Annotated in this window: 15 protein-coding genes; 10 read left to right on the forward strand and 5 right to left on the reverse strand. The window is 63.1% G+C overall.

The genetic code is table 11. The features are described from left to right. Positions 1-9: 9 nt before the first annotated feature. The gene (locus FHS84_RS19220; RefSeq protein WP_166937159.1) at positions 10-3075 is read right to left on the reverse strand and encodes a TonB-dependent receptor; all 3066 of its coding nucleotides are present in this window, start codon (positions 3073-3075) and stop codon (positions 10-12) included. Between the two features lie 591 nt (positions 3076-3666). On the opposite strand from FHS84_RS19220, the gene FHS84_RS19225 reads away from it, so the two are divergent. The 10 genes from FHS84_RS19225 (at position 3667) to FHS84_RS19270 (ending at position 20679) form a co-directional block, all read left to right on the forward strand. After that, complete coding sequence (locus FHS84_RS19225) at positions 3667-4791, forward strand: AGE family epimerase/isomerase (RefSeq protein WP_166937160.1); 1125 nt, start codon at positions 3667-3669, stop codon at positions 4789-4791. Positions 4792-4897: 106 nt separating this feature from the next. Beyond that, positions 4898-6400 carry a substrate-binding domain-containing protein gene (locus tag FHS84_RS19230; RefSeq protein WP_166937161.1) on the forward strand — a complete coding sequence of 501 codons (1503 nt, stop codon included), beginning with the start codon at positions 4898-4900 and terminating at the stop codon, positions 6398-6400. 456 nt (positions 6401-6856) lie between these two features. After that, complete coding sequence (locus FHS84_RS19235; RefSeq protein WP_166937162.1) at positions 6857-8662, forward strand: tetratricopeptide repeat protein; 1806 nt, start codon at positions 6857-6859, stop codon at positions 8660-8662. A 2-nt stretch (positions 8663-8664) separates the two neighbouring features. Continuing rightward, a complete protein-coding gene (locus FHS84_RS19240) occupies positions 8665-10170 on the forward strand; it encodes a right-handed parallel beta-helix repeat-containing protein (protein WP_166937163.1) in 1506 nt (501 codons plus the stop codon). 77 nt (positions 10171-10247) lie between these two features. Continuing rightward, a complete protein-coding gene (locus tag FHS84_RS19245; RefSeq protein ID WP_208393975.1) occupies positions 10248-11804 on the forward strand; it encodes a GH39 family glycosyl hydrolase in 1557 nt (518 codons plus the stop codon). A 193-nt stretch (positions 11805-11997) separates the two neighbouring features. After that, on the forward strand, positions 11998-12645 hold the full coding sequence (locus FHS84_RS23160) for a cold-shock protein (protein WP_344469992.1): 648 nt from the start codon (positions 11998-12000) through the stop codon (positions 12643-12645). A 183-nt stretch (positions 12646-12828) separates the two neighbouring features. Continuing rightward, positions 12829-13362 carry a PadR family transcriptional regulator gene (locus tag FHS84_RS19255; protein WP_166937164.1) on the forward strand — a complete coding sequence of 178 codons (534 nt, stop codon included), beginning with the start codon at positions 12829-12831 and terminating at the stop codon, positions 13360-13362. A gap of 12 nt (positions 13363-13374) precedes the next feature. Further along, the gene (locus FHS84_RS19260) at positions 13375-14520 is read left to right on the forward strand and encodes an efflux RND transporter periplasmic adaptor subunit (RefSeq protein WP_166937165.1); all 1146 of its coding nucleotides are present in this window, start codon (positions 13375-13377) and stop codon (positions 14518-14520) included. Further along, the gene (locus FHS84_RS19265; RefSeq protein ID WP_166937166.1) at positions 14517-17696 is read left to right on the forward strand and encodes an efflux RND transporter permease subunit; all 3180 of its coding nucleotides are present in this window, start codon (positions 14517-14519) and stop codon (positions 17694-17696) included. Before FHS84_RS19260 ends, FHS84_RS19265 begins: the two co-directional genes overlap by 4 nt. Positions 17697-17829: 133 nt before the next feature. Beyond that, positions 17830-20679, forward strand: coding sequence for a M16 family metallopeptidase (locus FHS84_RS19270; protein ID WP_166937167.1), 2850 nt, complete (start codon positions 17830-17832; stop codon positions 20677-20679). Between the two features lie 9 nt (positions 20680-20688). Here the strand turns inward: FHS84_RS19270 and FHS84_RS19275 are convergent, their stop codons facing one another. The 4 genes from FHS84_RS19275 to cysS form a co-directional block, all read right to left on the reverse strand. Next, entirely contained in the window at positions 20689-22569 is a 1881-nt protein-coding gene (locus tag FHS84_RS19275) for an ABCB family ABC transporter ATP-binding protein/permease (RefSeq protein WP_166937168.1), read from the reverse strand. Between the two features lie 97 nt (positions 22570-22666). Continuing rightward, positions 22667-23569: an EamA family transporter RarD gene (gene rarD / locus FHS84_RS19280; protein WP_166937169.1), complete on the reverse strand. Its 903-nt coding sequence runs from the start codon at positions 23567-23569 to the stop codon at positions 22667-22669. 46 nt (positions 23570-23615) lie between these two features. Beyond that, a complete protein-coding gene (gene cimA / locus FHS84_RS19285) occupies positions 23616-25214 on the reverse strand; it encodes a citramalate synthase (RefSeq protein WP_166937170.1) in 1599 nt (532 codons plus the stop codon). After that, on the reverse strand, positions 25211-26557 hold the full coding sequence (gene cysS / locus FHS84_RS19290; RefSeq protein WP_166937171.1) for a cysteine--tRNA ligase: 1347 nt from the start codon (positions 26555-26557) through the stop codon (positions 25211-25213). Before cysS ends, cimA begins: the two co-directional genes overlap by 4 nt. Between the last annotated feature and the right edge of the window lie 90 nt (positions 26558-26647).

A 26647-nucleotide genomic window follows, 5' to 3' on the forward strand; every position in this document is an offset into this window, starting at 1 on the left:
CGAGAAATTCTAGTAGTTGAACTTCACGTTGAGAGCGTAGCTCCGACCAGCCTGGTCATAGGTGAACGGCTGGTTCTTGTACTGGAGGTAGCTGGAGGTGGCTTCCGCCGCCAGGTTCCGCCCTTCGAGCACAACACCCAGATTTTCGGTGATGTTGTAGCTCAACTGAGCGTCGATCTGGCCGTAGGAGCGGTCAAACACGCCGTAGGTCTTGGTACCGCCCGTTGCGGTCGAAACGACCGACAGGGTCTGGTAGGCCGAACCCACCGCGCTGCCCTTCCAGGTGTACGACACGCGGCCGGCAAACGGGCCTTGCTCGTAGTAAGCCTGGAGGGTGTAGGCGTTCTGCGCCACGCCGGGGAAACCAAGGTTGGACGTGAACGCGGTCGCGTTCTGAGTCTTCGACTTGGCATAGGTGTAGTTGGCGTTGAAGCCGAAGCCGTTCTCGAACGCATACTGCGCGTTGAGTTCGACGCCTTCGATCATACCACCGCGGCCGTTGGTGACCTTGGTGATGCCGCCGGCCGTGCCGCCGAAGTCGTCCATGACCGTCGTGGAGATGGTGGACGACGTCGTGAAGCTATCGACGCCCTTCCAGAACAGGGTCGCGGAAATCAGGCCCTGCGTGCCGAAATAGTATTCCCACGAAATGTCGACCTGGTTGGCGCGATACGGATCGAGCTGGTTGTTACCGCCCTGGCCGTTGTTGAAGTAGAAGCCGTCATGCGAGCAGACGCCCGTCGAGGCCTGAACCGCAACGTTGCAGCGCACGTCTGCAGTGGCGTGCGTGAAGTTGTAGTACATGCCCGCACCGAGCTGCCACGGATTGGCGTCGGCCATAACGCGGGCCGCCGTCAGACGCAGCTTGTGGCCTTCGAACACGTCCACATAGGCGTTCAAGCTCGGCAGGATGTCGACGTATTCGCGCTTGGTCACGACGTAGCTGGTCGAGCCCACATCCGGAAGACCGTTCCACGTCGCCGTCGAGATGTACTTCGGCGCCGGGTTGGAGTTCAGGATGTACTGGCCGATATCGAGCTGCGTCTTGACGACACGCACGCCGGTATTGATGTGGAAGCCATCGGCCGGCTTGCCGATGTCGACCATGAAGTAGCCTTCCGACACCTTCTTGGCGATCTTGAAGGAGTTGATGGCGTCCTTGAAGCGCTGCAGCGGAGCATTCGGATTGATGCTCTGCAGCCACGCCTTGGGATCGCTCATCATCTGATCGGGATTCTGGGCCAGCATCTCGCTGATGCCTGCGGCCGGGAAGAAGTCCTTGATCATCTTCAGGCGTTCGGGATTGGTGGTCGCCGTCTGGACCGGAACGAACGGCAGATCCGGATCCTGGTAATAGGTCCAGGGACCGCGGATGGTCTGGTCCATTTCCCACGACAACTGGCCTTGACCATTCGCGCAATGGGTCACGCCAGCGACGATGCTGCGCGACGCATCGTTGAACGAGCACGTGCCGTTGCCGTAGGCGTTGAGCAGGAAGCGACCGAAGTCGTAGTCGACGTTGGACGAAGCATGGCGCAGGCCGGCCGAAACCGTGACCTTGTCGATCACGTCGTACTCGACATCACCACGCAGGGCCCACTGGTCGTTCTTGGACTTCACGTCCCAGCCCCAGTGCGACTTGTAGAGGATGTAGTCGGGGTTGGTCAGCATGTCGGCGATATTGTACGAGACGCGCTGATACAGACCCTTCACGTTGGTGTAGCTGAAATCGCAGTTCACCGGATTGAGGGTACGGCCGGCATCGCCCTTGTTGCCGCCGCAAGCCTTCCAGTTGGCGAAGTGGTTGCCCGGCAGGTTGCCGGTGAACAGGCTGGCGTTCGACGCATTGCGGTTGCCGAAGTCGATGTTGTAGCCCGACTGCCGGAAGTCCGCCTGCACGAACTCGGAGTACATCGAGCCCTTGCCATAGGAGAACTTGCTGCTGGCGCGCAGCTTGCCGCCGTTGTCGTACTTGATGTTGAACTGGACGTTGTCGCCGATGTTCTTGTCTTTTTCGACAAGGGTCGCACCTTCGGCGCTGTGCGAGCGGAACGTGCCCGCCAGAACGACGCCGTTATCGTCGACCGAATAGGCCTTGGAGGCATCGAGACCCTGCGCTTCACCGTTCGAATGGATGAAGAGCTTGTCGGATACGTCCTGCCGCCCGATCGTCAGGAAGGAGTGGAACCACGACAGGCCCATCTGGACCGACGAGACGGGGTTGTAGTTCACGCCCAAGAACGTGCCGAGGCGCTTACGGTCGACCTTCTGATTGGTCAGATAGGCAAGTTCCTGCTCGATGTAGTTCTTGCCGATATTGTTGTCGATGCCCGTGGTGGGTCCGGCAACCGCCCAGTTACCGCGGTTCTGCGCCTGCGCTTCGAAGACGCGCACATCGTGCTCGTCATAGGAGATCGCAGCGAGAACGCCGAAGTTGGGCGAGAACTTGTATTGCGCGACGACCGCACCGGCCGGCGTGGCATGGGCCGCGCCCTGGCTGTAGCTGACGCCGACGTTGCCGCCGATCTTCAGGCCTTCTTCGCCGTCGGTGGCGTTACGAACGCGCAGATTGACGGTGCCGCCGAGGGCGCCCGCGACCAGCGCGGCGTTCGGCGACTTGTAGACGTCGATGCCCGCGATGAGCGACGACGGAATGCCTTCCAGAGAGTTCTGGAACAGGTTGCCGGCGCCCGAGCCCGAGCCTTCGCCCGAGGTGTACATTTCACGGCCGGTCACGAACACGTCGCTGTCGAGCAGCGTGACGTTGTAGGACAGACCGCGGATGCGGACCTGCGTGCCTTCACCGGCGACGCGATCGATCTGCACGCCCGGCAGGCGCTGCAGCGATTCAGCGACGTCCTTATCGGGCATCTTGCCGATATCTTCCGGCGCAACCGATTCAATCATCAGGTTCGAATTCTGCTTCGCACTGAGCGCGCTGGCCAGCGATGCCCGGAAGCCCGTAACCGTGACGGTTTCGATTGTGTCGGCGTTTTGCGCCTGAGCCGCTCCCGTAAGCCCGATCAGCAGTGCGGCGACTGCCGTTTGGGTACAAAACTGGTATCTGGATTTCATGGTTGGACGTCCCCTTCTGAACAAATGTTCTTGGCAATGCTGGGCTTTGCCCGTGTCACTGCTGGATGAGGAAAGGTTAGCCGGTTATGTAAGCGCTTTCTATTGGTGCAACCGGGACGTTTCCAAAATCACTGAGGGTGTGTTGGCAAAAACACTCTGGTCCAAATTGTGAACGTTAACTCTATGTGATTTCATAGTGTTATAGAATTGTCTGCACGCATTCCAATGTTAACGCTCGACGGGTAAGCGCTTTCAAAAATCCAGACGAGTCGAGGACACGGGTGCCCTCTACTTGCGGCTGCAATTTTCATTGCAACTCAATGGATTAGCAAAAATCAACCAAGCGCACGCGACATCGCGGCCTTTGGGATGGACAGTTTTTGTCTCGCGGTGTCGCGGCGTTTATCGGATAAATCAGCGCGCACCCCCCCGTGACCATCCGTCGCCCTCCCGCCGCGGGCGGAACGGTGCTCCGCCGGCCTCCAGCAGGCGCGTGATTCTAATGATCCGTATGCGGACTGTTACGAAATCACGGTGACAATCCCGGCGGCGGCGATTAGGAAAACGGCGACGTAGCCGGCAGGTAAGGCGATGAAACAAGATTTACGCGCAGTGACCGCGACGTTCGAAGACTGGCTGTTCACGAGCGCGCTGCCGCTATGGTGGCAGAGCGGCGCCGATCACGATCACGGCGGTTTCCGCGAACTGCTCGGGGAAGACGGCAAACCGGCCGGAACGTTCCGCCGCGCGCGCGTTCAAGGCCGCCAAAGCTACGTTTACGCCCAGGCGGGCGTGATGGGCTGGAACGGCCCCTGGCGCGATGGGGCTCCGCACGGGCTCGCCTATCTCAAGGCCCATTACGCCCAGCCCAACGGCCAGTTCTGCACCCTGGTGTCGGAACGCGGCGAGGTGCTGAAGCCCGACACCCTGCTTTACGATCAGGCGTTCGCCCTGCTGGCGACGGCGACGATGCTCAAAACCATGCCCGAGCGCGACGATCTGAGGGCGGCCGGACACGCGCTGTTCGACAGCATCGTGGCGGCGCGCAAGCATCCGGCGGGCGGCTTTGTAGAAACCGGCGACAAGCCGTTCCTGTCCAATCCGCACATGCATTTCCTGGAATCGCTGCTGGCCTGGTGCGAGGTCGAGCCGGACGGGATTTGGGGCGGCTGGGCCGATCACATCGCAGACCTCGCCCGCACCAAATTCATCGACGCCGAGCACGGCTTCCTGCGCGAGTATTTCGCGGCGGACTGGTCGCCCGCCCCCGGCGCCGACGGCCATGTCGTCGAGCCCGGCCACCAATTCGAATGGGCGTGGCTGTTGATGCGCTGGGGCAAGCTGCGCGGCCACCCCGAAATCCGCCCGGTCTGCCGGCGTCTGTTCGATCATGGCTGCCGCGGCGTCGATCCCAAGCGCGATGCCGCCGTTCATGCCATGAACGACGATTTCAAAGTCACGGTGCCGACGGCGCGGCTGTGGGCGCAGACCGAACGCATCAAGGCGGCCCTGATGCTGGCGGACGGCGAAGAAGCGCTGGTCGCCGAGGCCCTGAAAGGCGCCGCCACCCTGTGGCGCTATCTCGACACGCCGGTGCGCGGGTTGTGGTGGGACCGGTTCGAACCCGACGGCCATTTCGTCAAGGAACCCGCCCCCGCCTCTTCGCTCTATCACATCATCTGCTGCATCGACTGCATGCGGAACGCGGTGAAGTAAGGCGATGCGTCCTCTTTGACCGCCGGGCCACCGAGCGTAAAGTCCGGCCCGGACTCAGACAGTTGTGTTGCGGAAAGCCAAGTCAATGACGGCGCGCGGGGATTCGATGCGAGGCAAGCAGCGCCGGGAAACGGACAAGGACTTCACCGGTCCACGCCTCGACGACATCATCGATCACGACCACGCGCTGGCCAAACTCAACGCCGCGGTGGATTGGCACCTGCTCGAAGGCCGCCTCGGCCAGCCCGGCGCCGACGGCGACGACCGCCCCACCCAATCGCGCCTGCTGGTCGGATTGGCCATCCTGCGCCAGCTCTACGATCTCACCGACGAGGCGCTGTTCGACCGCTGGCTGGAGAACCCGTATTTCCAGCTCCTGTGCGGCGAAAGCCATTTCCAGCACAGCCTGCCGTTCGAACGCGGCGCCCTGACCAGCGGCCTCAGGCGCATCAGTGCCGACAAACTGCGGACGCTGATCCGCGCCGGGTTGGGCGACGCCGTCGGGTTCGAACCCGGCGAAATGCCCGAACTGGCGCGACTCGGAGTCGATCCCGCGGGGTTTGGCCGATCCAGTCGCCGCCGCGACGGCAACGGCGACAAGCCGGTCAGCATCTACGATGTCGCCAAGCGCGCCGGGGTTTCGATCAAGACCGTCTCGCTGGTCATCAACCGCCAGCCCAACGTCTCGCTGCAGACGCGCACCGCCGTGCTCGCCGCCATCGACGCCCTTGCCTACAAGCCGAACGTCTTCGCGCGGGGACTGGCGAGCGAACGGTCCTATTTGATCGGCCTGTTGCACGACGTGGCGCCCGGCTCCTACATCGCCGACCTGCAGCTCGGTGCGCTCGCCCGCTGCCGCGACGAGGGCTATCACCTGATCGTCGAATTGCTCAATCCGCAGCAGGATCGCGACGTCGACCAGCGCGTCCGCGCCCTGGTGAGCGAATCGGTCCTGCACGGCGTGATTCTCACCCCGCCTTTGTGCGACGACCGCACCATCATGCAAGAACTGTCGGCGGCCAAGACACCGTTCGTCCGCGTCGCGCCGGGCAACCGGATGCCGGGCACCTCGGTGGTCCACATCGACGAATTCAAGGCGGCCTACGAAATGACCGCCTATCTCGTCAGCCTCGGCCATCGCAGCATCGGCTTCGTCAAAGGCAAACCCGATCACGGCGCCGCGCGGCTGCGCTTCGACGGCTATCGTTCGGCACTCGCCGATGCCGGCCTCCCCTTCCAGGAAGAGTTTTGCGCGCAAGGCTTTTTCACGTATCAGTCCGGCATCGAAGCGGGCGAAAAAATCCTCTCGGCCAAGGTCCGTCCGACCGCAATCTTCGCCGGCAACGACGACATGGCAGCCGGCGTCCTGGCGATCTCCCAGAAGTTCAATCTGTCGATCCCCAACAATCTGTCGGTCGCCGGCTTCGACGATTCGATCGTCGCCCAGGTGGTGTGGCCGCGCCTGACCACCTGCCGCCAACCGCTGAAGGATATGGCCGCAGCGGCAGTCTCGCTCCTGACTCAGAAGCGTACGCACGACCGCCCGCTCGAACGCCAGCTCGCGCACGAACTTGTCGTGCGGGAATCCACGGCGCCGTACGCGGGCTAAGCCGTTTCATCGTTTATCGAAAACGGTCCGGCTGCAGTTCGTTCGTCGTGCGTTATGTCCGCAAACCGGCGCCCACGTTTTCGTGAAGCGCTCCGAGTTTTCCACCGCTTTCGCGACCGCTACAGCGACCGCGCAGCAGCGCAAGCACACCGATCCGCGCCCACCGATTTTCCGTGTACTGCTAAGACCAGCAATAGGTTAGTGCGCTTGTTGGAAACGAAGACCGTTCCTGTACAGCAGCCGGACATAGTAAACGCACACCAGATGGCGATTTTGTCTCCGACCGCCTGAATCCGCATGGCGTAAATCTTCGCAAAATGTTAAGGATAATCAAAAGAATTCCGCAGCCTAGCGTAGTGGGGATTTGGGGTGACTGGGGTAGAGAATTCTGATCGCGGATCACCTCCGCGATCCAGCGGCGGCGGCACCAGAAGACTCGCACGCGCCTTTCGCATCATGACGACGAGTCTCGTCGCGGCCGCGGCGCTTGTCGTCGTCTTCGCATCTTCGACCTTTGCCGATTACGCCGACGGCGGACGCACCGAACAGGCGATGACGTTGCCCGATGCGGTGAAGGTATGGCGCCAGGAAGCCTGGCAGCGCGACGATTTCCTCGCCCAAGTACGTCTCGGCGATCTCTATTCCGCCAACCAGTCGATCGCGCCCGGCGAAACCAAGAACGCCGCCTTCGCCGATCCGGTCGAAGCGTATGTCTGGTATTTCATGGCGCTGCGGCCGGGCCGCGATTATCGCGCCGACGACAATATGAGTGCGGCCGATACGGTCACCAACGTCCGCAGTACCGCGCTGAACAACGCCGAGCAGATCTACAATTCGCTGACCTTCGAGCAGCGTCTCGATGCCCGCGCCCGCATTCTCTATATCCTCTCGAGCCGCGGGGCCGAAGGCTTCGTCACGCTCGGGCGCATTCATGCTTCAGGCTGGCAGGACGGCAATTATCGCGGCGGAGGATCGTCGCTGCCGCAAACCAAAGTCCGTCTCTGCATGCGGTCCTCGTGGGACCATTGGTGGAGCGGCTGGCTGTGGTGGATCTGGTCGAGCCTGACCTCGCGCCCCTATCCGCATCCGCCGGTGTGGAAGTGGGTGGATAACGAACCCATCAATTGGGACCGCCGCCTGCCCGATTACCAGTGCTACGGCGCCGAGATTCCGCCGCCGCCGACCGATCTCTACAGCACGGATTCGACTTCGATGTCGGTGACCAACACCACGCCGGCGTCCGGCTCCGGCACGCCCGCGCTGATCGTGCCGCCGGCTCAGACCTCGACCAACGGCGGTTCGTCCGATGCGGTGCAAACCGTCAATCCGGGCGGCGGTTACGGCAACACGACCAACTCCTATGCCGGCACCGGCTATGGCAGCGGCGGTACGGGCGACGGTTCGTACGGCGTCATCGGAGGCACCGGTGGTTACGCAGGCGCAGGCTACGGCGCGTACGGCTACGGCGGCTATTACGGCCGGTCGGTGTCCTCGGTGTTCGTCACCAACGATGCCGAAGCGCTGACCTATTTCCTGATCGCGCAAAGCCTCGGCCATCCGCTCGCGGGGCCATATGTCGGTACCGAACGCGGCGCCATCCGGTACTACAATGCCGACGCCGGACGCATCATCGCCGACGCCGAGAAGCGCGCCCGCTTCTGGAACGCACCCTACGAGTACTATCCCGGCGTCACGGCCAAAGGCGAACTGCACAGCGACGAAAGCCTGCCGACCTTCGAGCAGCGCATGGCGCTGCGGCGCGTGCGCGAAATTCCGCTCGCCTCCATCGTCGAAGCGCTCGACTTCCGCGGCTACCGCATGAATCCGAGACTGTGCGGCCCGCCGCCGGTGTGTCTCAACCGCGCCGTCACACAATTCCAGACTGCGCTCAACTGGGAGCCGACCGGCTGGCTCAATCCGATCCAGACCGTACGGCTGATCCAGATGGCGGCGGTCGACGGCGACGCCATCGCGCAGGACCGGCTCGGCATCATGTACACCAAAGGCATCGGTGTGCCGCAGAACTTCGTCAAGGCGGAGAAGTGGTTCATCAAAGCCGCCAACCAGCGGTACCCGGACGCGTTGTTCAATCTGTCGGTGCTCTACCGAGTCGGACCCAACGGCGTCGAACCCGACGAACACAAATCCAACAGTTTCAGAGCCCAGGCGGCGGCCGCCGGCTACGCCCAGGCGCGCTGCGAACTGCTCGACCTGTTGAAACTGGCTGATGCCGCCGGCCGTCCCGAGGGGGCCAAGAGATGACCATGACCGCGCGCGTGATGCGATGGAGCCGCTTGAGTGTGCTGCCGCTGGCCGTTCTGGCCCTGCCGGCGGCCGCCGACCCGTACGACAACCTGCCGCCATACGATTATCCGAGCGAAGCCGCGACGCAGGGAGCTCCTTACGATCCGGTGCCGGAGATCGATCCTTCGTGGTGCCGCTGGCGCCCCTGCGCCCCGCGCCACCCGGTTCAAAGCGCACCGCGACATACCGGACCGAACCTGCCGGGCATCAACGGACACCCGACACTGCTGGTCGATTGCGGCCGGCCGCAGGGGCCGCGCGGGCGCCATCACGGCCCGCATGGCGAGCGCGTATTTACCTCGGTCAATGAAGCGGCCGAATTCGCGCCGCCCAACGCCACCATCCTGATCGTGCCGCCCGGCGAAGGCATGACGTGCGTCGAGTCCGTGCATGTGCGCGGGCCGCTGACCATCGCCACGTACGGCGGTTCGGGCCGCGCGGTGATCCAGGCGCCGGCCGGCGCGCCGTGTCTCAGGGCGCATATTCCGCTCGGCGACGAACTCGTCATCGACGGCGTCAAATTCATTTCCCGCGGCCGCGAAACGCCATGCGTGACGGTGGAAGCCGGCCGCGTCGTGATGCGCAATTCGGCCGTGGATTCGCGCGGCACCGACTGGGGCTTCGATGTCCAGGAATCCGGCGAGCTGATCCTGGAAAACGCGAAGATCGAAACCGACGCTTCGGCGGTGCATGCGCGCCGGGCCGCGGTCGCCCTCAAGAACGTCGATATCGACATCGCCGGCCGCAACATGGCGGCGTCGCTCAATCTCGGCCGCACCGATTGCCTCGACCGCAAAGCCGGCACCATTCACGGCTCGGTCGGCCTCGCGCTCGAGTGCAGCGAAGGTTCGATGGAAGGCGGCTCGATCATCGGCGGCGCCGTGGGCATTCTCGCCTCGGCCGGTACGCGCGGCTTGCGCTTCACCGACGTCAAGATCACCAAGGCCGATACCGGCATGCTGATCCTGCCGGGACAGCGCGGCGTGGTGACGGTCGAACGGGCGGCCATCGCCAAGTCGCATGACGGCATCGTGGTGGCGCCCGGTGCGGAATCGCAGATCACCGGCTCGGTGATTACCGATAGCCGCGATACCGGCATCACCGCTTTCGGTGCCGGCACGCTGATCGCCTCCAACAAGATCGTCAACGCCGACGACGGCATCCGCCTGCTGGCGCCCGCCGCCTTCCCGCCGCCGGTGTTCCCCGAATTCTCCGCGGTCGCGATGATCGACGGCGACGACGGCGGGCCGATCGTGCAGAACAATCTGGTCGCCAATGTGCGCCATGCGGCCGTGCGGATCGACGCGCGCGCGGGCGGACGCCAGCATCGTCTCGACGGCAAGCTGATGGGCAACACGCTTTACGCGATGAGCCCGGCGGTCTGCATCGACGACGACTACAACGACGATCCGGTTCGCGTCCGCGCCAACACCTGCAACCGCGAGCGGTTCTTCTGGCCGTTCTGAACGGAACGCCTTGCCTCATCGACGCGTCCCTTTCGGTCTGCTTATAGTCATATAAATAGGACCAAGGGAGAGCGGGCATGCGGCGGGCAATGGGATTTGGGCTGGGGCTGGCGGCGATGCTGGTATCGGCGTCGGCGGGCGAGCGTCTCATCGCGGCCGATATGGCCAAGCCGGCGGCGCCGCGCGACATGGCCTGGCAGGACTGCGTCGGCGCCGACCATCCCGGCATTCTTCTGCGCACGGACAATCTCGCCCACCTGAAGCTCGCCCATGACGAGACCGGCTTCAGATACATCCGCTTCCACGGCATCTTCCACGACGACATGGCGGCCTATCGCGAGGTGGACGGCAAGCCGGTCCACGACTTCACAAAGGTCATTGCGGCTTACGACGCCATCCTGAAGACGGGCATGAAACCGTTCGTCGAGATCGGCTTCATGCCGCACGACCTCGCCACCGGAACGAAGCCGATCTTCTATTGGCAGGCCAACGGCTCGCCGCCCAAAGACTACGGCAAATGGGCCGATTTCATTGCCGATTTCATCTCCACGATGGAAGCGCGCTTCGGCAAGGCGGAAGTGCAGAGCTGGCGCTTCGAGGTGTGGAACGAACCCAATCTCGACGGCTTCTGGACCGACGGCAATCAGCAGGAGTATTTCAAGCTCTACGACACGACCGTGAAGGCGATCAAAAAGGTCGACCCGACGCTGAAGGTCGGCGGACCGGCGACGGCGGGCGCAGCCTGGGTGCCGGAGTTCATCGCCCACGCCAAAGCGGCCGGCGTTCCGGTCGATTTCATCACCACCCATACCTACGGCGTCAAAGGCGGCTTCCTCGACGAAAAGGGCGACGGCGACAACAAACTCGATCCCGATCCCGCTTCGATTTCCGGCGACGTGTGGAAAGTGCGCCATGAGATCGACGCCTCGACCATGCCCGGCCTGCCGCTCTATTTCACCGAATGGAGCACCAGCTACAATCCGCGCGATCCGATCCACGACGATTATCTCTCCGCCGCTTTCATCCTCGACAAGCTGAAGAAGAGCGAAGGCGCCGCGGGCTCGATGAGCTATTGGACGTATACGGACTTGTTTGAGGAAGCCGGTCCGCCGCCGGCCGCCTTCCACGGCGGCTTCGGCCTCATCAGCCGCGACGGCATCCGCAAAGCGGCGTTCTTCGCCTACAAATATCTCGATCATCTCGGCGCCCAGACGGTAACGGGCGGCGACGCGCAATCCATCGTCACGCGCGACGGCGACAATTTCGCCGGTCTCGTCTGGAATTACACGACACCGGAGATGACCGAGAGCAACCGGCCCTATTTCCGCAAACTGCATCCCGCGCCGGCCGCGGACCCCGTCAAGCTGACCGTCACGGCCCTCAAGCCCGGCACTTACAAGCTCACGATCCGCCGCACCGGTTACGACGCCAACGATGCTTACTCCCAATACATTCGCTGGGGTCTGCCGAAGGATTTGTCGGCCGGACAGATCGAGACCTTACGGACGCTCACGGCCGATAAGCCGGAGCTCGAGCGGACCGTCAAAGTCGGGGCAGACGGGGTATTCCGGCGGGCGATTCCGTTCCGGATCAACGACGTTGCGCTGGTACGACTGGAGCGGGTGTCGCCCTAGCCTCTCAGGCGAGAGCGTTACCATGGAATGATACTACCAAGCAGAATCCGCGGCTTGGCTTGGTATCGGTTGTTACCGACGCCCCATATTTCTTGCCCTAGCGGCGCCGAGCTTGCGCGAGACCGCTTGCGGATCAGCTTTGAGTTTAGGCATGATGCAAGTTGACGCACTGGCCCGGCCGCCGGACGGGTCCGTGCGCTCTTGGATCATTTCCGGCTGGTGCGGCATCGGCATACACATGGCAAACTTCGACAACGGCGACAGGCCCCTCGCCCAAGCTTCGGTGAAGGGCACGGTCAAGTGGTTCAACGCGACCAAAGGATACGGTTTCATCACGCTTGAAAACGGCGGCGATGCATTCTGTCACGCCTCCGCGCTGGCCGCACTGGGCACACCCAATCTTCCGCAAGGCGCAACGATCGTTTGCGATCTGCAGGAATCGGCGCGCGGTCTTCAAGTGGTTACCGTGCATACGATCGATACGTCGACGGCCGATCCCGCAGCCTCCTCGCGCGGACCTCGCCGCGAAGGCGGCCCGCGTGGCGGCTTCGGCGGCGGCGGCTTCGGTGGTGGCGGCTATGGTGGTGGCGGCTACGGCGGCGGCGGCGGTTATCGCGATGCCGGCCCAAGCGGCCCCATGGTCGAAGGCAAAGTGAAGTTCTTCAACGACCAGAAAGGCTTCGGCTTCGTCATGCCGGACGACGGCGGCGGCGATGTATACGTTCACGCCAGTGCTCTGCGACGCTCCGGCATTGCCGCTCTCGAACCCGAACAACGGGTACGCTTCTCGACCCGGCAGGGGATGAAGGGCGTCGAGGTTGATCGCGTAGAAGTGATTTGATCTCTCGTTCGATGGGTTAACCGGCCAGATCGCGGTTTTTCGCCGGATTTTGGCACTAGTTGCGAGGCCTACGCACGGCGCGGGCCTCGCTTGCACCCGCAGACCGCTATAGCGGCCTTGAATACCCCGAATTTCGCCATATCTACCCCCGAGCTATATCAGACCAATATAGCGGAGGGTGGGTTGGACGTCCGTACAATATGCCTCGGCATTCTCACACGCGGAGATGCCACCGGCTATGAAATCAAGAAGCTGTTCGAGGACGGCCGCTTCTCCTATTTCGTTGAGGCGAGCTTCGGCTCGATCTATCCGGCTCTGTCGCGCCTGACCGAGGACGGCCTCGTCTCCGTCCGTGAAGAGGCGGGCGGGCGCCGGCCGGATCGCAAGGTCTACTCCATCACCGAAAAGGGGAAGAGCACCTTCGTCGCCGGCCTCAACGGTCCGATGCCCGACGATCGCTTCCGCTCGCCGTTCCTGTTCGCGATGATGTTCTCCAATTTCCTCGATCAGACGCGGATCGCCGCCATGATCGACGGCTACATCGCCGATACCGAAGCCAAGCTGGCGCAGATCACCTGCGAGTGCGGCCGGCCGTGCAATGCCCAAGAAGCGTTCATCTGCGGTTATGGCCGGACGGCCTATTCTGCGGTTTTGGGCTTCCTCAAAGAACGCCGTAAAGAATTCAAGACGGACGCCGCCATCGCGGCAGCCGAGTGAGGGTGGATAACCGTGGTTTCGCAATTCAAAGAAAAAGTCGACGGACTTTATGAACGGCTGATGCCGGGCTTCTGGCTACGCCTGAATCCGAAAACACAGTGGGCCTTCGGCATCGCCATCATGGTGGCCCTCTATCTGTCGACCGGTCTGATCCGCTACATCCTGCCTCACCCCGCCGAGGCGCAGGCGAACACCGCCTCCCAGGTGCCGGTCGTGCGCGTCGCCCGCATGGTGGCGGTGCCGCACGAGGCGGTCATCGTCGTCCGCGGCCGCACCGAAGCGCTGCATCAGGTCGACGTCCGCGCCGAGGTCGATGGCGTCGTCTCCGCGATCCATTTCGAGAAGGGCGATCACGTCAAGGCGGGCCAGGTCTTGTGCGAGCTCAAGGTCAACGACCGCGCCGCCCGCGCGCTGCAAGCCAGCGCCCAGATGGCCCAGTCGCAGAAGGAACTCGAAGTCGCGCGCGAACTCTACAAGGAAGGCTTCCGCTCCAAGACCCAGATGGCCCAGGCCGAAGCCACTTATGAAGCCTCCAAAGCCGGCGCCTCGACCATGAACATTCAGCTCGCTAACACCAAGATCCGCGCCCCCTTCGCCGGCGTGGTCGATGAGCGCTATGCCAATCTCGGCGACTACATGCAGGTCGGCAACAAATGCGCCATGGTCGTGGCACCCGAGCCGTTCCTGGCGGTCGGCACCTTGAGCGAAGAACTCGTCGGCCAAGTCCAGCCCGGCAACAAGGTGCAGGTCAAACTCGTCACCGGCGAAACCGTGCCCGGTACCGTGCGTTTCGTCGCCACCCATGCCGACGCGACCAGCCGTACCTTCCGGCTGGAAGTCGAAATCCCCAATCCCAACGCCAAGCTGAAGAGCGGCGTCTCGGCTCAGATTGTCATCGTGCCCAACCGGCTGATTCCGGCGGTGAAGATCTCTTCCGGAATTCTGGTCTTGGAAGACACCGGGGTGGTTGGCGTGCGCGTGGTCGACAAAGGCAAGGCCAAGTTCCTGCCGGTGCAGGTGATCTCCGACGGGCCCGACGGCACCTGGATCTCCGGCTTGCCGAAGGTCTCCGACGTGATCGTGGTGGGACAGGAATTCGTCGCCAACGGCGAACGCGTCAAAGCGGTGTACGAGCAGAAGCCGGGTAAGGCGTCATGACCAAAATCGTCGAGTGGGCGGTCGAAAACACCAAGCTGATCGGCGCCCTGATCCTGGTGGTGATCCTGGGCGGCGCCTGGGCTCTGGCATCGATCCCGAAAGAATCCGACCCGGACGTCCCGATCCCCTATATCGGCGTCTACGTCTCCTATCCCGGTGTCAGTCCGGAAGACTCCGAACGGCTGATCCTGCGTCCACTGGAGACGGCACTGCGCTCGGTGCAGGGCATCCGTCACGTCCGCGGCTGGGCTTATCAAGGCGGCGTCTCGATCGAAATCGAGTTCATGGCCGACACCAAGATGCAGAAGGCCCTGGCCGATGTGCGTGCCCAGGTCGACTCCGCGCGCGCCCGATTACCAAAGGAGGCCGATCCTCCCGTCATCAACGAAGCCTCGACCAGCGATAACCCGGTGATCACCGTCGCCATCTACGGCGATATGCCCGAACGCGCGCTTCTGCACATCACCAAGTCGCTGCGCGACGAGCTTCGGATGATCCCTTCGGTGCTCGATGCCGAGCTGTTCGGCACCCGCGACGAGCTTCTGGAAATCACCATCGATCCGGCCAAGCTCGAGACCTACGGCATCACCCAGAACGAGATCTATACCGCGGTCACCAACAACAATACCCTGATCGCGGCGGGCACGATCGAAACCGGCAAAGGCAGCTTCCAGGTCAAGGTGCCGGGCGTCATCGCCACCGCCCAGGATGTGCTCAACCTGCCGATCCGCGCCACCGCGGATTCGACCATCCGCCTGCAGGACGTCGCCCAGGTGCATCGCACCTTCGTCGACCCCAACAGCTTCGCGCGCATGAACGGCAAGCCCACCATGGGCATCGAAATCAAGAAGCGCGTCGGCACCAACCTGATCGAGACCAATCAGAAGGTGAAGGAAGCCGTCGCCAAGGCGATGAAGACCTGGCCGGAAGGCGTGCACGCAACCTTCATGTTCGACCAGTCGACCTTCATCGCCGACCAGCTCGGCAGCCTGTTCGACTCCATCCTGCTCGCCATCCTGCTGGTGATGGTCATCATCGTGGCGGCGCTGGGCGTCAGATCCGGCATGCTCGTCGGCATCGCCATCCCGACCTCGTTCCTGATGGCGTTCCTGGTCCTCAACGGCGTCGGCTACACGCTGAATTTCATGATCATGTTCGCCATGCTGCTCGCCGTGGGCATCCTGGTGGACGGCGCGATCATCGTGGTCGAATACGCCGACCGCAAAATGACCGAAGGCCACAAGCCGCGGGAAGCGTTCGCCGAAGCCGCGCTGCGCATGTTCTGGCCGGTGGTCAGCGCCACCGCCACCATGATCGGCGCCTTCGCGCCGATGCTGCTGTGGCCGGGCATCGTCGGCTCGTTCATGAGCTACTTCCCGATCACGCTCATCGTGGTGCTGTCGTCGTCGATGATCGTGGCGCTGATCTTCCTGCCCGTGATGGGCGGCTGGTTCGGCAAGCCGCCGCCGCATGACGAAGCGCATGAGCGCGCCATTGAGGCCTCGGAAACCGGTGACTGGCGCCATATCCCCGGCATCACCGGCTGGTACGCCCATCTCGCCGAGCGCATCACCCAGCATCCCGGCCGCGTCGTCGCCGCCGCCGCAGGCCTTGCAGTGACGGTGTTGATCGCGTTCGTCCTCTTCAACAAGGGCACCGAATTCTTCGTCACCACCGACCCCGACATGGCGAACATCTACGTGTCGGCACGCGGCAACCTGTCGGCGGCGGAAAAACGCGATCTGCTGTTGAGCGTGGAAAAGCGCATCGAGGGCCTCGACGGCGTGCAGTATTTCTACGCCCGCACCGGCGGCGGCGGCCAAGGTGCTCCGGTGGACGTCATCGGACGCATTACGGTCGAGATGAAGCCGATCGACGAACGCACGCGCACCGGCAAGGCCATCCTCGAAGACGTGCGCAAGCGCACCGAAGGCATGCCGGGCATCCGCGTCGAAGTGCATGAGCCGCAATCCGGCCCGTCGGCGTCGAAAGACGTCGTGGTCGATGTCACCTCGGAAGACTTCGGCGCCCTGTCGCAGGTGGTGGATACCGTCCGTCACCATATGGATGCGAGTCCGGAACTGCGCGACGTCGAAGACACCCGCGCTTTGCCCGGCATCGAATGGAACATGAAAATCGACCGCGAGCTGGCGAGCCGGTTCGGTGTCTCCACTTACGAGATCGGCACCGCGGTCCAGCTCGTCACCAACGGTATCTTCATCGCCCGCTACCGGCCTGACGATACCGACGACGAAGTCGACATCCGCGTGCGCTACCCCTCGAACGACCGCGGCGTCGCCGCGCTCGACGACCTCAGGCTGCCGACCAACTCCGGTGCGGTGGTGCCGCTCTCGAGCTTCGTCAAGGTGGTCGCCGGACAAAAGACCAACCAGATCGAACATGCCGACAGCCGGCGCGTCTATCACATCCGCGCCAACATGAAGCCCAACACGATCCTGCCCAACCAGGAGATGGGCAAGATCAAGGAATGGATTGCGAAGCAGAACTTCCCGTCCAACGTCCACGTCGCGTTCAAGGGTTCGACCGAGGACCAGGACGAGTCCATGAACTTCCTCAGCGTGGCGGGGATCATGGCGCTCGGCATCATCGCGGTGGTGCTGCTGGCGATGTTCAACAGCATCTATCACACCTTCCTGATCCTGGTGGCGGTGATCCTCGCGATGATCGGCGCCCTCCTCGGCATGGTGGTGATGGGTCAGACCTTCTCGGTGATTATGACCGGCACCGGCCTGCTCGCGCTTGCCGGCGTGGTGGTGAACCATAACATCGTCTTGATCGACACCTTCCATCGGCACCTGAAGTCGGGCATGGAGCCGATCGAAGCGGTGGTGCGGTCCAGCGCCCAACGTCTGCGTCCGGTGTTCCTCACCACCGTCACCGCCATCTGCGGCCTGTTGCCGATGATGTATGCGGTCGAAATCGACTTCTGGAAGCGGTCGGTCACCATCGGCAGCGTCAATGCGATGATGTGGATCCAGATCTCCACCGCGATCATCTTCGGCCTCGCCTTCTCGAAGATGATTACCCTCGGCCTGATCCCGGCAATGCTGGCCTGGCCGTATCGCGTCCACGAACGCCGCGAGGCCCGCAAGGCGGCGCGCGCCGCCCGGCGGGGGCACATTCCCGGCATCCCCGAGCGCGTCTCGGCGGAGTAACCTAACGTCACTCGGCAAAAAGGCCCGCTCCAGCGGGCCTTTTTCTTTGGCCGGGGCCAGACGCCGCACCTGCGCACGTTGGTCGGACGCGGCGGGCTTGATACCCTTGGCCCTCGCGCAAGGGGGGCTGGGTATGAAGCGGATATTGCGGTTTGCGGTGCCGGTGCTGATTTTCGCCGGCAGTCTTCTCGGCGCCATCGCCGGCACGGTTACCATTACGACCCCGGCCGTCTGGCCCAAGACCGATGTGCCGCCCGACCCTACCATCACCTTCGGCACGCTGCCCAACGGCATGCGCTATCTGATCAAGCCGAACACCCATCCCGAACACGGCGTATCGTTCTTCCTGAGGATCGCGACGGGCTCGTTCAACGAAACGCCCAAGACCGCCGGCATCTCGCATTTCATCGAGCATATGAGCTTCCGCGGCACCGCCCATATCCCCGATGGCGAAGCCTTCAAGCGGTTGCAGCAGATCGGCGTCGGCCTCGGCTCCGACTCCAACGCCTTCACCATGGCGGATTCGACGGTCTACACCTTCGATTTTCCCGGCAACGACGCGGCGACGCTCGATACCGCGCTGACGCTGACGCGCGACATCGCCAGCGGAATCCTGTTCGATCCCAAGGCGGTCGAGTCCGAGCGCCAGGTGGTGTTGTCGGAATACCGGCTGCGCGACAGCGCCCAGCTGCGCATGACCCGCGCAACCTACAAGGCGATGTACGGCGACCAGCTCGCCGATGCCTATATCGCGCTCGGCAGCGATGCCGCGATCAAGGCCGCCAGCGCGGACGATCTCAAAGCCTATTACCGCACCTATTACCGGCCCGACCGGGCAGTGCTGATCGTGGTCGGCGACATCGATCCCAAGGCGATCGAGAGCGAAATCAAAAAGCGCTTCTCCGATTGGAAAGCGGCCACCCCCAAGCCGGCCGATCCCACCTTCACGACACCGAACCCGCCCAAAGCGGCCGAAGTGCATCTGTACACCGAGGACGGCGCCAATTCGGCCGTCCAGATGACGTGGGTCTTGCCTTTCGATCCCACGCCCGAGACGCGGGCCCGAGACATTCGCGACACGGTACGCGAGGTCGCCTTGCGAACCCTCAACCTGCGCCTGCACAAGCTCGCCACCTCGGCCGATCCGCCATTCCTTTCGGCGGGTGCCGGAGCGGCCAACAATTTCCGCACCTCGTTCGTTGCGTCGATCGGCGCATCGGTCGGCAAAGGCGATCCCAAGCGCGCCCTCAAGGCGCTGCGCCAAACGCTGATGACCATCCTGCATGACGGCGTCGACCAGGACGAAGTCGACCGCGCGGTCGAACAGCAGCGCGTGATGCTGACGACATCGGTCACCGCCGCGGCCAGCCGCAAGAACAACAATCTCACCGGCTTTTTCTCGACCGCCATCGGCAAGGACGCCGTGCTCGACGCGCCCGACAACTGGACGCCGACCTTCGAAGCGGCCGTCAAAGGCCTCACCGCCGCCCAAGTCACCGCGTCTTTGCGCGACTTATTCCTGCAAGGCCAGCCGCTGGTAATCGTCGCCAGTCCGACGCCGATCGAGGGCGGCGCGGATGCCATGCTCGCCGCGTACAATGACGCCGGCACATTGCAGAAAGCTGCCGCCGCCACCGCCCCCGTGGTCTGGCCCTATACCAATTTCGGGCCGGCCGGCACCATCGCGTCTCAGACCCGTATCGACGATCTCGACGTCACGACGGCAATCTTCGCCAACGGCGTGCGCGTTATCGTCAAGCCGACCAAGCTTCAGGCGGGCCAAGTGCAGATCCTGGTCCGGATCGGCCATGGGCTTTACGGCATGCCGCGGAACAAGATCACACCACGCTGGGCCATCGGCGGTGCCTGGGGCTTGGGTGGCGTCAATCGCATCGCCACACCGGACTTGCCGCAAGCGCTCAGCGGACGGCAATGGGGCGCCCACCCCGATCTGGCCGAAAGCGCGTTCCAGGTTACGGCGCAAACGCGCCCGGCCGATTTGGAAGCGGAGTTGCAGTTCATCGCCGCCTTCGTCACCGATCCGGCGTGGCGTCCGGAAGGACTGGCCCAGATCAAATCGGCGACGGAAACGGGATTGGCCCAGGCGATCACGACGCCCGGCGGCGTTTATGGTCTGCACTATTGGGAATACCTGCACAACGGCGACAAACGCTGGCTTCCGCCGACGCTGGACGAACTCAAGAACACCGATCTCGCCGCCGTCAAAGCGCTGATCGCCGACGATCTCAAAGTCGGAACGATGGATATCATCATCGTCGGCGACACCACGGTCGACGCGGCGCTCGATAGCGTGAAGCGGACGTTCGGCGCAACCGCCAAGCGCAAGCTCGAGCTGAAGCCCTATGCCCCGCAAGAAACCATGCCCAAAGGTGGCGCGGCGCCGCTGGTGCTGCATCACGCAGGAAAATCGCAGGAAGCCGTCGCCATGCTCGGCTGGGAAACCACCGGCATGTTCCCCGACACCCAGACGCCGCGCGTGCTGCGCATTCTCGAAGCGGTAATGCGAACCCGCATTTTTGACGAACTGAGAACCAAGGAAGGCATCACCTATTCGCCCCAGACCACAAACATCAATTCCTGGGTGACGCCCGGTTGGGGTGTTCTATCGGTGACCGCAACGGTGCCTGCTGACAAGCTCGCGACCTTCTATGCCGCGGCGAAGAAGGTCGCGTCCGATCTCGCGGCGAACGAGATTGCCGCCGACGAATTCGAACGCGCCCGCGGCCCACTCGTCACCGAAGCGGAACATGCCCGCGAGACCAACAATTACTGGCTGTACGAACTCAGCGGCATTGCCGTGGAGCCCCGTGCGTTCGACATCATCCGGGGCCGCATCTCGGGCTTGAAGGCGGTGACGCCTGCGGACATGAAAAAGGCGGCGCAGGAGTTCCTCAAGGACGACCGTACCTTGCGGATGATCGTCGTGCCGGAAGGCTTCACGGTGCCGGACACGCTGCCGTAGACCGAGAGGTCATTCTCCCGCCAGCGGATTGGTGCGGACGGCGCCGGGCGTGGCCAGCGGATCGGATTCGAGCTTCTTGACGCGCTCGCGCGCCGCTTCGGCCCGCTTCTGCCGGTTCCACATCGCGGCGTACGCACCTTTCCGGGCGACGAGATCGTCGTGGCGACCGCGCTCGACAATTTCGCCCTTTTCCAGCACCAGGATTTCGTCGGCATCGACCACGGTCGACAGCCGGTGCGCGATGACGAGCGTGGTGCGGTTGCGCGAGACTTCGTGCAGTGCGCTCTGGATTTCGCGCTCGGTGTGGGTGTCGAGCGCGGAAGTGGCTTCGTCGAGCAGCAGGATCGGCGGATTCTTGAGAATGGTGCGGGCGATGGCGACACGCTGCTTCTCGCCGCCGGACAGTTTCAGGCCGCGCTCGCCGACCATCGCTTCGTAAGCCTGCGGCAGTTCGCGGATGAACTTGTCGATCTGGGCCAAGCGGGCGGCTTCCTTGACCTCGGTGTCCGCTGCGCCGATGCGGCCGTAAGCGATGTTGTAACGCACCGTGTCGTTGAAGAGGACCGTATCCTGCGGAACAATGCCAATGGAGGCGCGCAGGGAATCCTGCGTCACGTCGCGAATATCCTGGCCGTCGATGGTCACGCGGCCCGAAGCGATGTCGTAGAAGCGGTAGAGAATGCGGCTGATGGTGGACTTTCCGGCGCCCGACGGCCCGACGATCGCGACGGTCTTGCCGGCCGGAACAGCGAAGGAGATGCCCTTCAGAACGGTCCGCGCCGGTTCGTAGGCGAATACGACATTGTCGAAGCGGATCTCGCCACCCGACACCTTCAGCGCCGGAGCGCCGGGCTTGTCTTTCACTTCCTCGCGCTGGCCAAGCAGGCGGAACATGGCGTCCATGTCGACCAAGGCCTGCACGATTTCGCGATAAACGGTGCCGAGCAGGTTCAGCGGCACATAAAGCTGCAGCAGAATCGCGTTGGCGGTGGCAAAATCGCCGAGTGTCCGCGTGCCCGCCTTGACCGCGATCGCCGCCAGCACCAGCACGATGCCCATGCCGACATTGATGATCGCGGCTTGCCCGGTGTTGAGCACGCTGAGCGAGGTCTGCGACTGGATCGACGCGTTGGTGAATTTCTCCATCGAGACGTCGAACCGCGCGGTCTCGTGCTTCTCGGCGTTGAAGTATTTCACCGTCTCGTAGTTGAGCAGACTGTCGACCGTTTTGGTATTGGCGTCCTGGTCCGACATGTTCATGTCGCGGCGGAACTGGATGCGCCAGCGCGTGATGGCGAAGGTGAACCAGACGTAGAGCGCCACCGTCACCAGCATCACCAGTGTCGAGGCCAGATTGAGAGTTGCGTACATCTCGACGCTGAACACGATCAGCACGAAGATGGTCGGGAAAATCGAGAAGATGGCGAACGACAACAGGGTGTCGATGCCCTTGGTGCCGCGCTCGATCACGCGGCTGAGACCACCGGTCTTGCGTTCGAGATGGAACCGCAGCGACAGCGAATGCAGATGGGCGAAGGTCTTGACCCCGACCTCGCGCATGGCGTGGTACTGCACCTTGGCGAAGATGCCGTCACGGAGCTGCGCCATCGCCTGCATCAGGATGCGGCCGAAGGCGTACGACACGATGAACACGATCGTGATGCCGAGCGGGATGCTGTAATAGGGTTTAACTGCCAGCTTGTTGGTCGCCCAGCCCATGAACAGGGGATAGGCGCCGGTCGCCGCCACGGCACCTAGGAGGCAGACCAGCGAAATCACGACCCGCCATTTCAGGTCGCGGCGCCCTTTCGGCCACAAATAGGGCATCAGCGCCCACAGCGGCCGCAAGGTCGGTACGCCCTCGCCTTCTTCCAGCAGCGATCTCGCCATGGCAATTCCCCGCGTTGTGCAAGGACACTTAGGTAAGGTGCCGTGGGCGAGTCTTCAATCCCGAATAATTTGGCCCCAAAAGGTCCGGCCCGGAAAATCAGGCTTTCGCCCGAGCCCGCAGATGCCCGTCGAGCGCCACCAGCACCAATGCGACCCAGACGCAGCCAAACGCCGTCATATCGGTCCTGGTGAACGGCTCGCCCAGCATAAACACGGCGATCAGGAGAGAGATCGACGGCGACAGGTATTGCAGGAATCCGAGCGTCGACATGCGCACGCGGCGCGCTCCCGCCGCGAACAGGATCAGCGGCAAGGCGGTCAGCGGTCCGCCGAGGATGAGAAGGATATCCGTGCCCGGATGCGCCAGCGTGAAGGCGCCCGTGCCCTGCCAGCCCCAGAACAACAGGATGCCCGCGGTGAACGGCAGGAGCAAACAGGTCTCGATGGTCATGCCGTCGAGCGCCGCCACCGGCGTCAGCTTGCGGATATAACCGTAGACCGCGAAGGAGACCGCGAGCCCGAGCGCGATGAACGGGAAATGCCCGAGCGTCAGCGCCTTGAACAGCACAGCCACGGCGGCAAGGCCGATCGCAACCAGCCGAAGCGGCGACATGCGCTCGCCCAGAAGCACAACGCCGATGGCGATGTTGAGTAGCGGATTGATGTAATAGCCGAGCGAGGCTTCGACCAGTTCCGCCTTGGCAATGGCGTAGATGTAGAGTGTCCAGTTGCAGGCGATGAAGAGCGCCGACAGCGACAGCGCCCGCACCACCTTGCGGCTGCGCAACGCCGCGAACACTTCGCCGCGACGGCCGAGCGCCAGGATCACGATCAGGCCGAACAGCGCCGACCACACCATGCGGTGGTAGGAAAGCTCGAACGGCGGCACGCTGCCGAGCATATGCCAGTAAAGCGGCAGTACACCCCACAGACTGTAGGAACCGACGGCGTAAAAAATCCCAGCCGTTTCGTTCGGCGCCGATGAAAGCTCTTTGGACATCGTCGTTACATAAGGGGCCGGTCGCCCGGCATCCATCACATTCGCGTTACGGTCGCGCGCCGTCGCGCAGGAGCTTCAGGTAGATGGCATCGACCAGCGCCTCGAACGAGGCATCGACGATATTTTCCGATACGCCGACGGTGGAAAAGCGCGTGCCCTTGCCGTCCTTCGACTCCACCATAACCCGTGTAATAGCCTCGGTGCCGGCGGTGAGGATACGAACTTTATAGTCAGTGAGGGACAGGTCGGCGAGATAGCTCGAATACTTGCCGAGGTCCTTGCGCAAGGCCTTCGACAAGGCGTCGACCGGGCCTTGGCCGAAATCGACATTGTAATAGGTCTCGCCGTCGACCCGCACCCGCACCATAGCTTCCGACACGGTCGTCAGTTCGCCGCGCGAATTGTGACGCTTTTCGACGATGACGCGGAACCGATCGACCTCAAAGAACTCCGGAACCTCGCCGAGCACACGGCGGGCAAGAAGTTCGAACGAGGCCTCGGCGCCATCATAGGTGTAGCCGAGATGCTCGCGCTCCTTGATGTCTTCGAGGAGCTTGCTCAGCCGCGGGTCCTTGGCGTCGACATCGATGCCGGCATCGGCCAGCCGCGCCAGGAGATTGGATCGCCCCGCCTGATCGGAGACGAGAATCTTGCGGCGATTGCCGACGCTTTCTGGCGGCACATGCTCGTAGGTGCGCGTGTCCTTGAGCATGGCGGAGGAATGCAGACCGCCTTTGTGCGCGAAGGCCGACGGACCGACATAGGCCGCATGGCGTGCGGGCGCACGATTGAGGATCTCGTCCAGCATCCGGCTGGCGCGGGTCAGCGTCTTCAACTGATCGGTGGTGATGCCGAGTTCGAGCGTGTCGCGGAACGGCTCCTTCAGCATCAGACTCGGGATGATCGAGCACAGATTGGCGTTGCCGCAGCGCTCGCCGAGACCATTCAGCGTGCCCTGGACTTGGCGCACACCCGCTTCCACCGCCGCCAGGCTGTTGGCGACTGCCTGTTCGGTGTCGTTATGGGCATGGATGCCGAGGCGGATGCCGGGGATTTCGACCAGCACTTCCGACACGATCTCGTGCACTTCGCTCGGCATCGAGCCGCCGTTGGTGTCGCACAGCACGACCCATTCGGCGCCGGCCTCGTGCGCCGCCTTGATGCATTCGAGCGCGTAGTCCGGATTGGCCTTGTAGCCGTCGAAGAAGTGTTCGGCATCGAACAGGGCTTCGCGTCCCGCCGCCTTCACCGCCGCGATGGATTCGGCGATCGCTTCGAGATTTTCGCTCCGCGGAATGCCGAGCGCGACATCGACCTGGAAGTCCCAGGTCTTGCCGACCAGACACACCGCTTCGGCCGACGAATTCACCACCGCGGCAAAACCGGGATCGTTATGGACGCTGCGCCCGGCGCGCTTGGTCATGCCGAATGCGGCGAAGCGCGCCTTCTTGAGCGCGGGACGCTCGGAGAAGAACTCCGTGTCCGCCGGATTGGCGCCGGGCCAGCCGCCCTCGACGTAATCGATCCCCAGCGCATCGAGCGCCTCTGCGATCTGACGCTTGTCGTCGACCGAAAAATCCACGCCCTGCGTCTGGGCGCCGTCGCGCAAGGTGACATCGTAGATGTAAAGGCGATCCTTGCTCATTTTGTCACTTCCCAGGTGGTGCCGGTGGGGCCGTCTTTCAGCACGATGCCTTTCGACAGCAGCTCATCACGGATGCGGTCGCTTTCCTTGAAGTTCTTGGCTTTGCGCGCGGCGGTGCGCGCGGCGATTTGCGCTTCGATTTCGGCCGGAGAAACACCCTCCGACAGCTTGAGCGCGATCTGAGCCGGATCGACTGAGAAGCCCATCAGGTGGAGTGCGCCCGCCATACCGGCTGGGTCGGCTTGATGCAGTTCGGCGATGGCTTTCGGCGTGTTGAGATCGTCTTCCAGCGCATCGAGGAAGGCGGCCGGAACCGCACCGGCCTGCGGTGCGGCGGTGTTGTACCAGTGTTCCAGCGTGCGATGCGATTCCTTGAGGCCTGCCAGCGTCCAGTCGATCGGCTGGCGATAATGCGTGCGCAGCATGTTGAGACGCAGCACTTCGCCCGGCCAATCCTTCAGCAGCTCATTGATGGTGATGAAGTTGCCGAGGCTCTTCGACATCTTCTCGCCTTCGACCTGCAGGAAGCCGTTGTGCATCCAGATGTTGGCGAGCGGCTTGCCGTGGTGGCAGCCTTCCGACTGCGCGATTTCGTTTTCGTGGTGCGGGAACATCAGATCGACGCCGCCGCCGTGAATGTCGAAGGTGTCGCCGAGCAGCTTGCCGCCCATCACCGAACATTCGATGTGCCAGCCCGGACGGCCGCGGCCCCACGGCGACTCCCAGCCGGGCGTCTGATCGTCCGAAGGTTTCCACAACACGAAATCCATCGGGTTTTTCTTGTAAGGCGCCACTTCTACCCGTGCGCCCGCCATCATCTCGTCGAGCGAACGGCGCGAAAGCTTGCCGTAGTCGGACTTGGACGAGACGTCGTAGAGCACATGGCCTTCGGCGGCGTAAGCGTGACCGGCCGCGATCAGCTCGCCGATCATCTCGATCATGCCCGCGACGTATTCGGTGGCGCGCGGAGTGTGGTTCGGCATCAGGCAGCCGAGCGCAGCCACATCGTCGAGATATTGCTGGGCGGTCTTGGTGGTGATTTCCACCCGCGCCTGTTCGACCGAAATGCCTTTCGCCTTGGCCGTCTCGGCCGCGCGTGCGTTGATCTTGTCGTCGATGTCCGTGATGTTGCGGACATAAGTGACGTGATCGGCGCCGTAGACGTGGCGCAAAAGGCGGTACAGCACGTCGAACACGATCACCGGCCGGGCGTTGCCGATATGGGCATAGTCGTAGACCGTCGGTCCGCAGCAATACATGCGGACATTGTTCGAATCGAAGCCCGGCTGGGCATCAAGCTGGTCTTTCTGGCGGGTAAGCGTGTTGTGCAGACGAATGGACATAGCGGCCTTCATAGCGGTGTTCGGGGATCAGCCCCCCACCCGATCTGGCTTCGCTCGCGCTACACCGGATCGACCTCCCCGCAAGGGGAG

The organism is Rhizomicrobium electricum (assembly GCF_011762045.1).
Lineage (GTDB): Bacteria > Pseudomonadota > Alphaproteobacteria > Micropepsales > Micropepsaceae > Rhizomicrobium > Rhizomicrobium electricum.

Excerpts from the sequence above, each read along its gene's own strand:
- FHS84_RS19235 (WP_166937162.1), top strand. The coding sequence starts at position 6,857 with ATGACGACGAGTCTCGTCGCGGCCGCGGCGCTTGTCGTCGTCTTCGCA.
- FHS84_RS19265 (WP_166937166.1), top strand. The coding sequence starts at position 14,517 with ATGACCAAAATCGTCGAGTGGGCGGTCGAAAACACCAAGCTGATCGGC.
- FHS84_RS19220 (WP_166937159.1), bottom strand. The coding sequence starts at position 3,075 with ATGAAATCCAGATACCAGTTTTGTACCCAAACGGCAGTCGCCGCACTG.
- rarD (WP_166937169.1), bottom strand. The coding sequence starts at position 23,569 with ATGTCCAAAGAGCTTTCATCGGCGCCGAACGAAACGGCTGGGATTTTT.
- FHS84_RS19225 (WP_166937160.1), top strand. The coding sequence starts at position 3,667 with ATGAAACAAGATTTACGCGCAGTGACCGCGACGTTCGAAGACTGGCTG.
- cimA (WP_166937170.1), bottom strand. The coding sequence starts at position 25,214 with ATGAGCAAGGATCGCCTTTACATCTACGATGTCACCTTGCGCGACGGC.
- FHS84_RS19240 (WP_166937163.1), top strand. The coding sequence starts at position 8,665 with ATGACCGCGCGCGTGATGCGATGGAGCCGCTTGAGTGTGCTGCCGCTG.
- FHS84_RS19275 (WP_166937168.1), bottom strand. The coding sequence starts at position 22,569 with ATGGCGAGATCGCTGCTGGAAGAAGGCGAGGGCGTACCGACCTTGCGG.
- FHS84_RS19245 (WP_208393975.1), top strand. The coding sequence starts at position 10,248 with ATGCGGCGGGCAATGGGATTTGGGCTGGGGCTGGCGGCGATGCTGGTA.
- FHS84_RS19230 (WP_166937161.1), top strand. The coding sequence starts at position 4,898 with ATGCGAGGCAAGCAGCGCCGGGAAACGGACAAGGACTTCACCGGTCCA.
- FHS84_RS19270 (WP_166937167.1), top strand. The coding sequence starts at position 17,830 with ATGAAGCGGATATTGCGGTTTGCGGTGCCGGTGCTGATTTTCGCCGGC.
- cysS (WP_166937171.1), bottom strand. The coding sequence starts at position 26,557 with ATGTCCATTCGTCTGCACAACACGCTTACCCGCCAGAAAGACCAGCTT.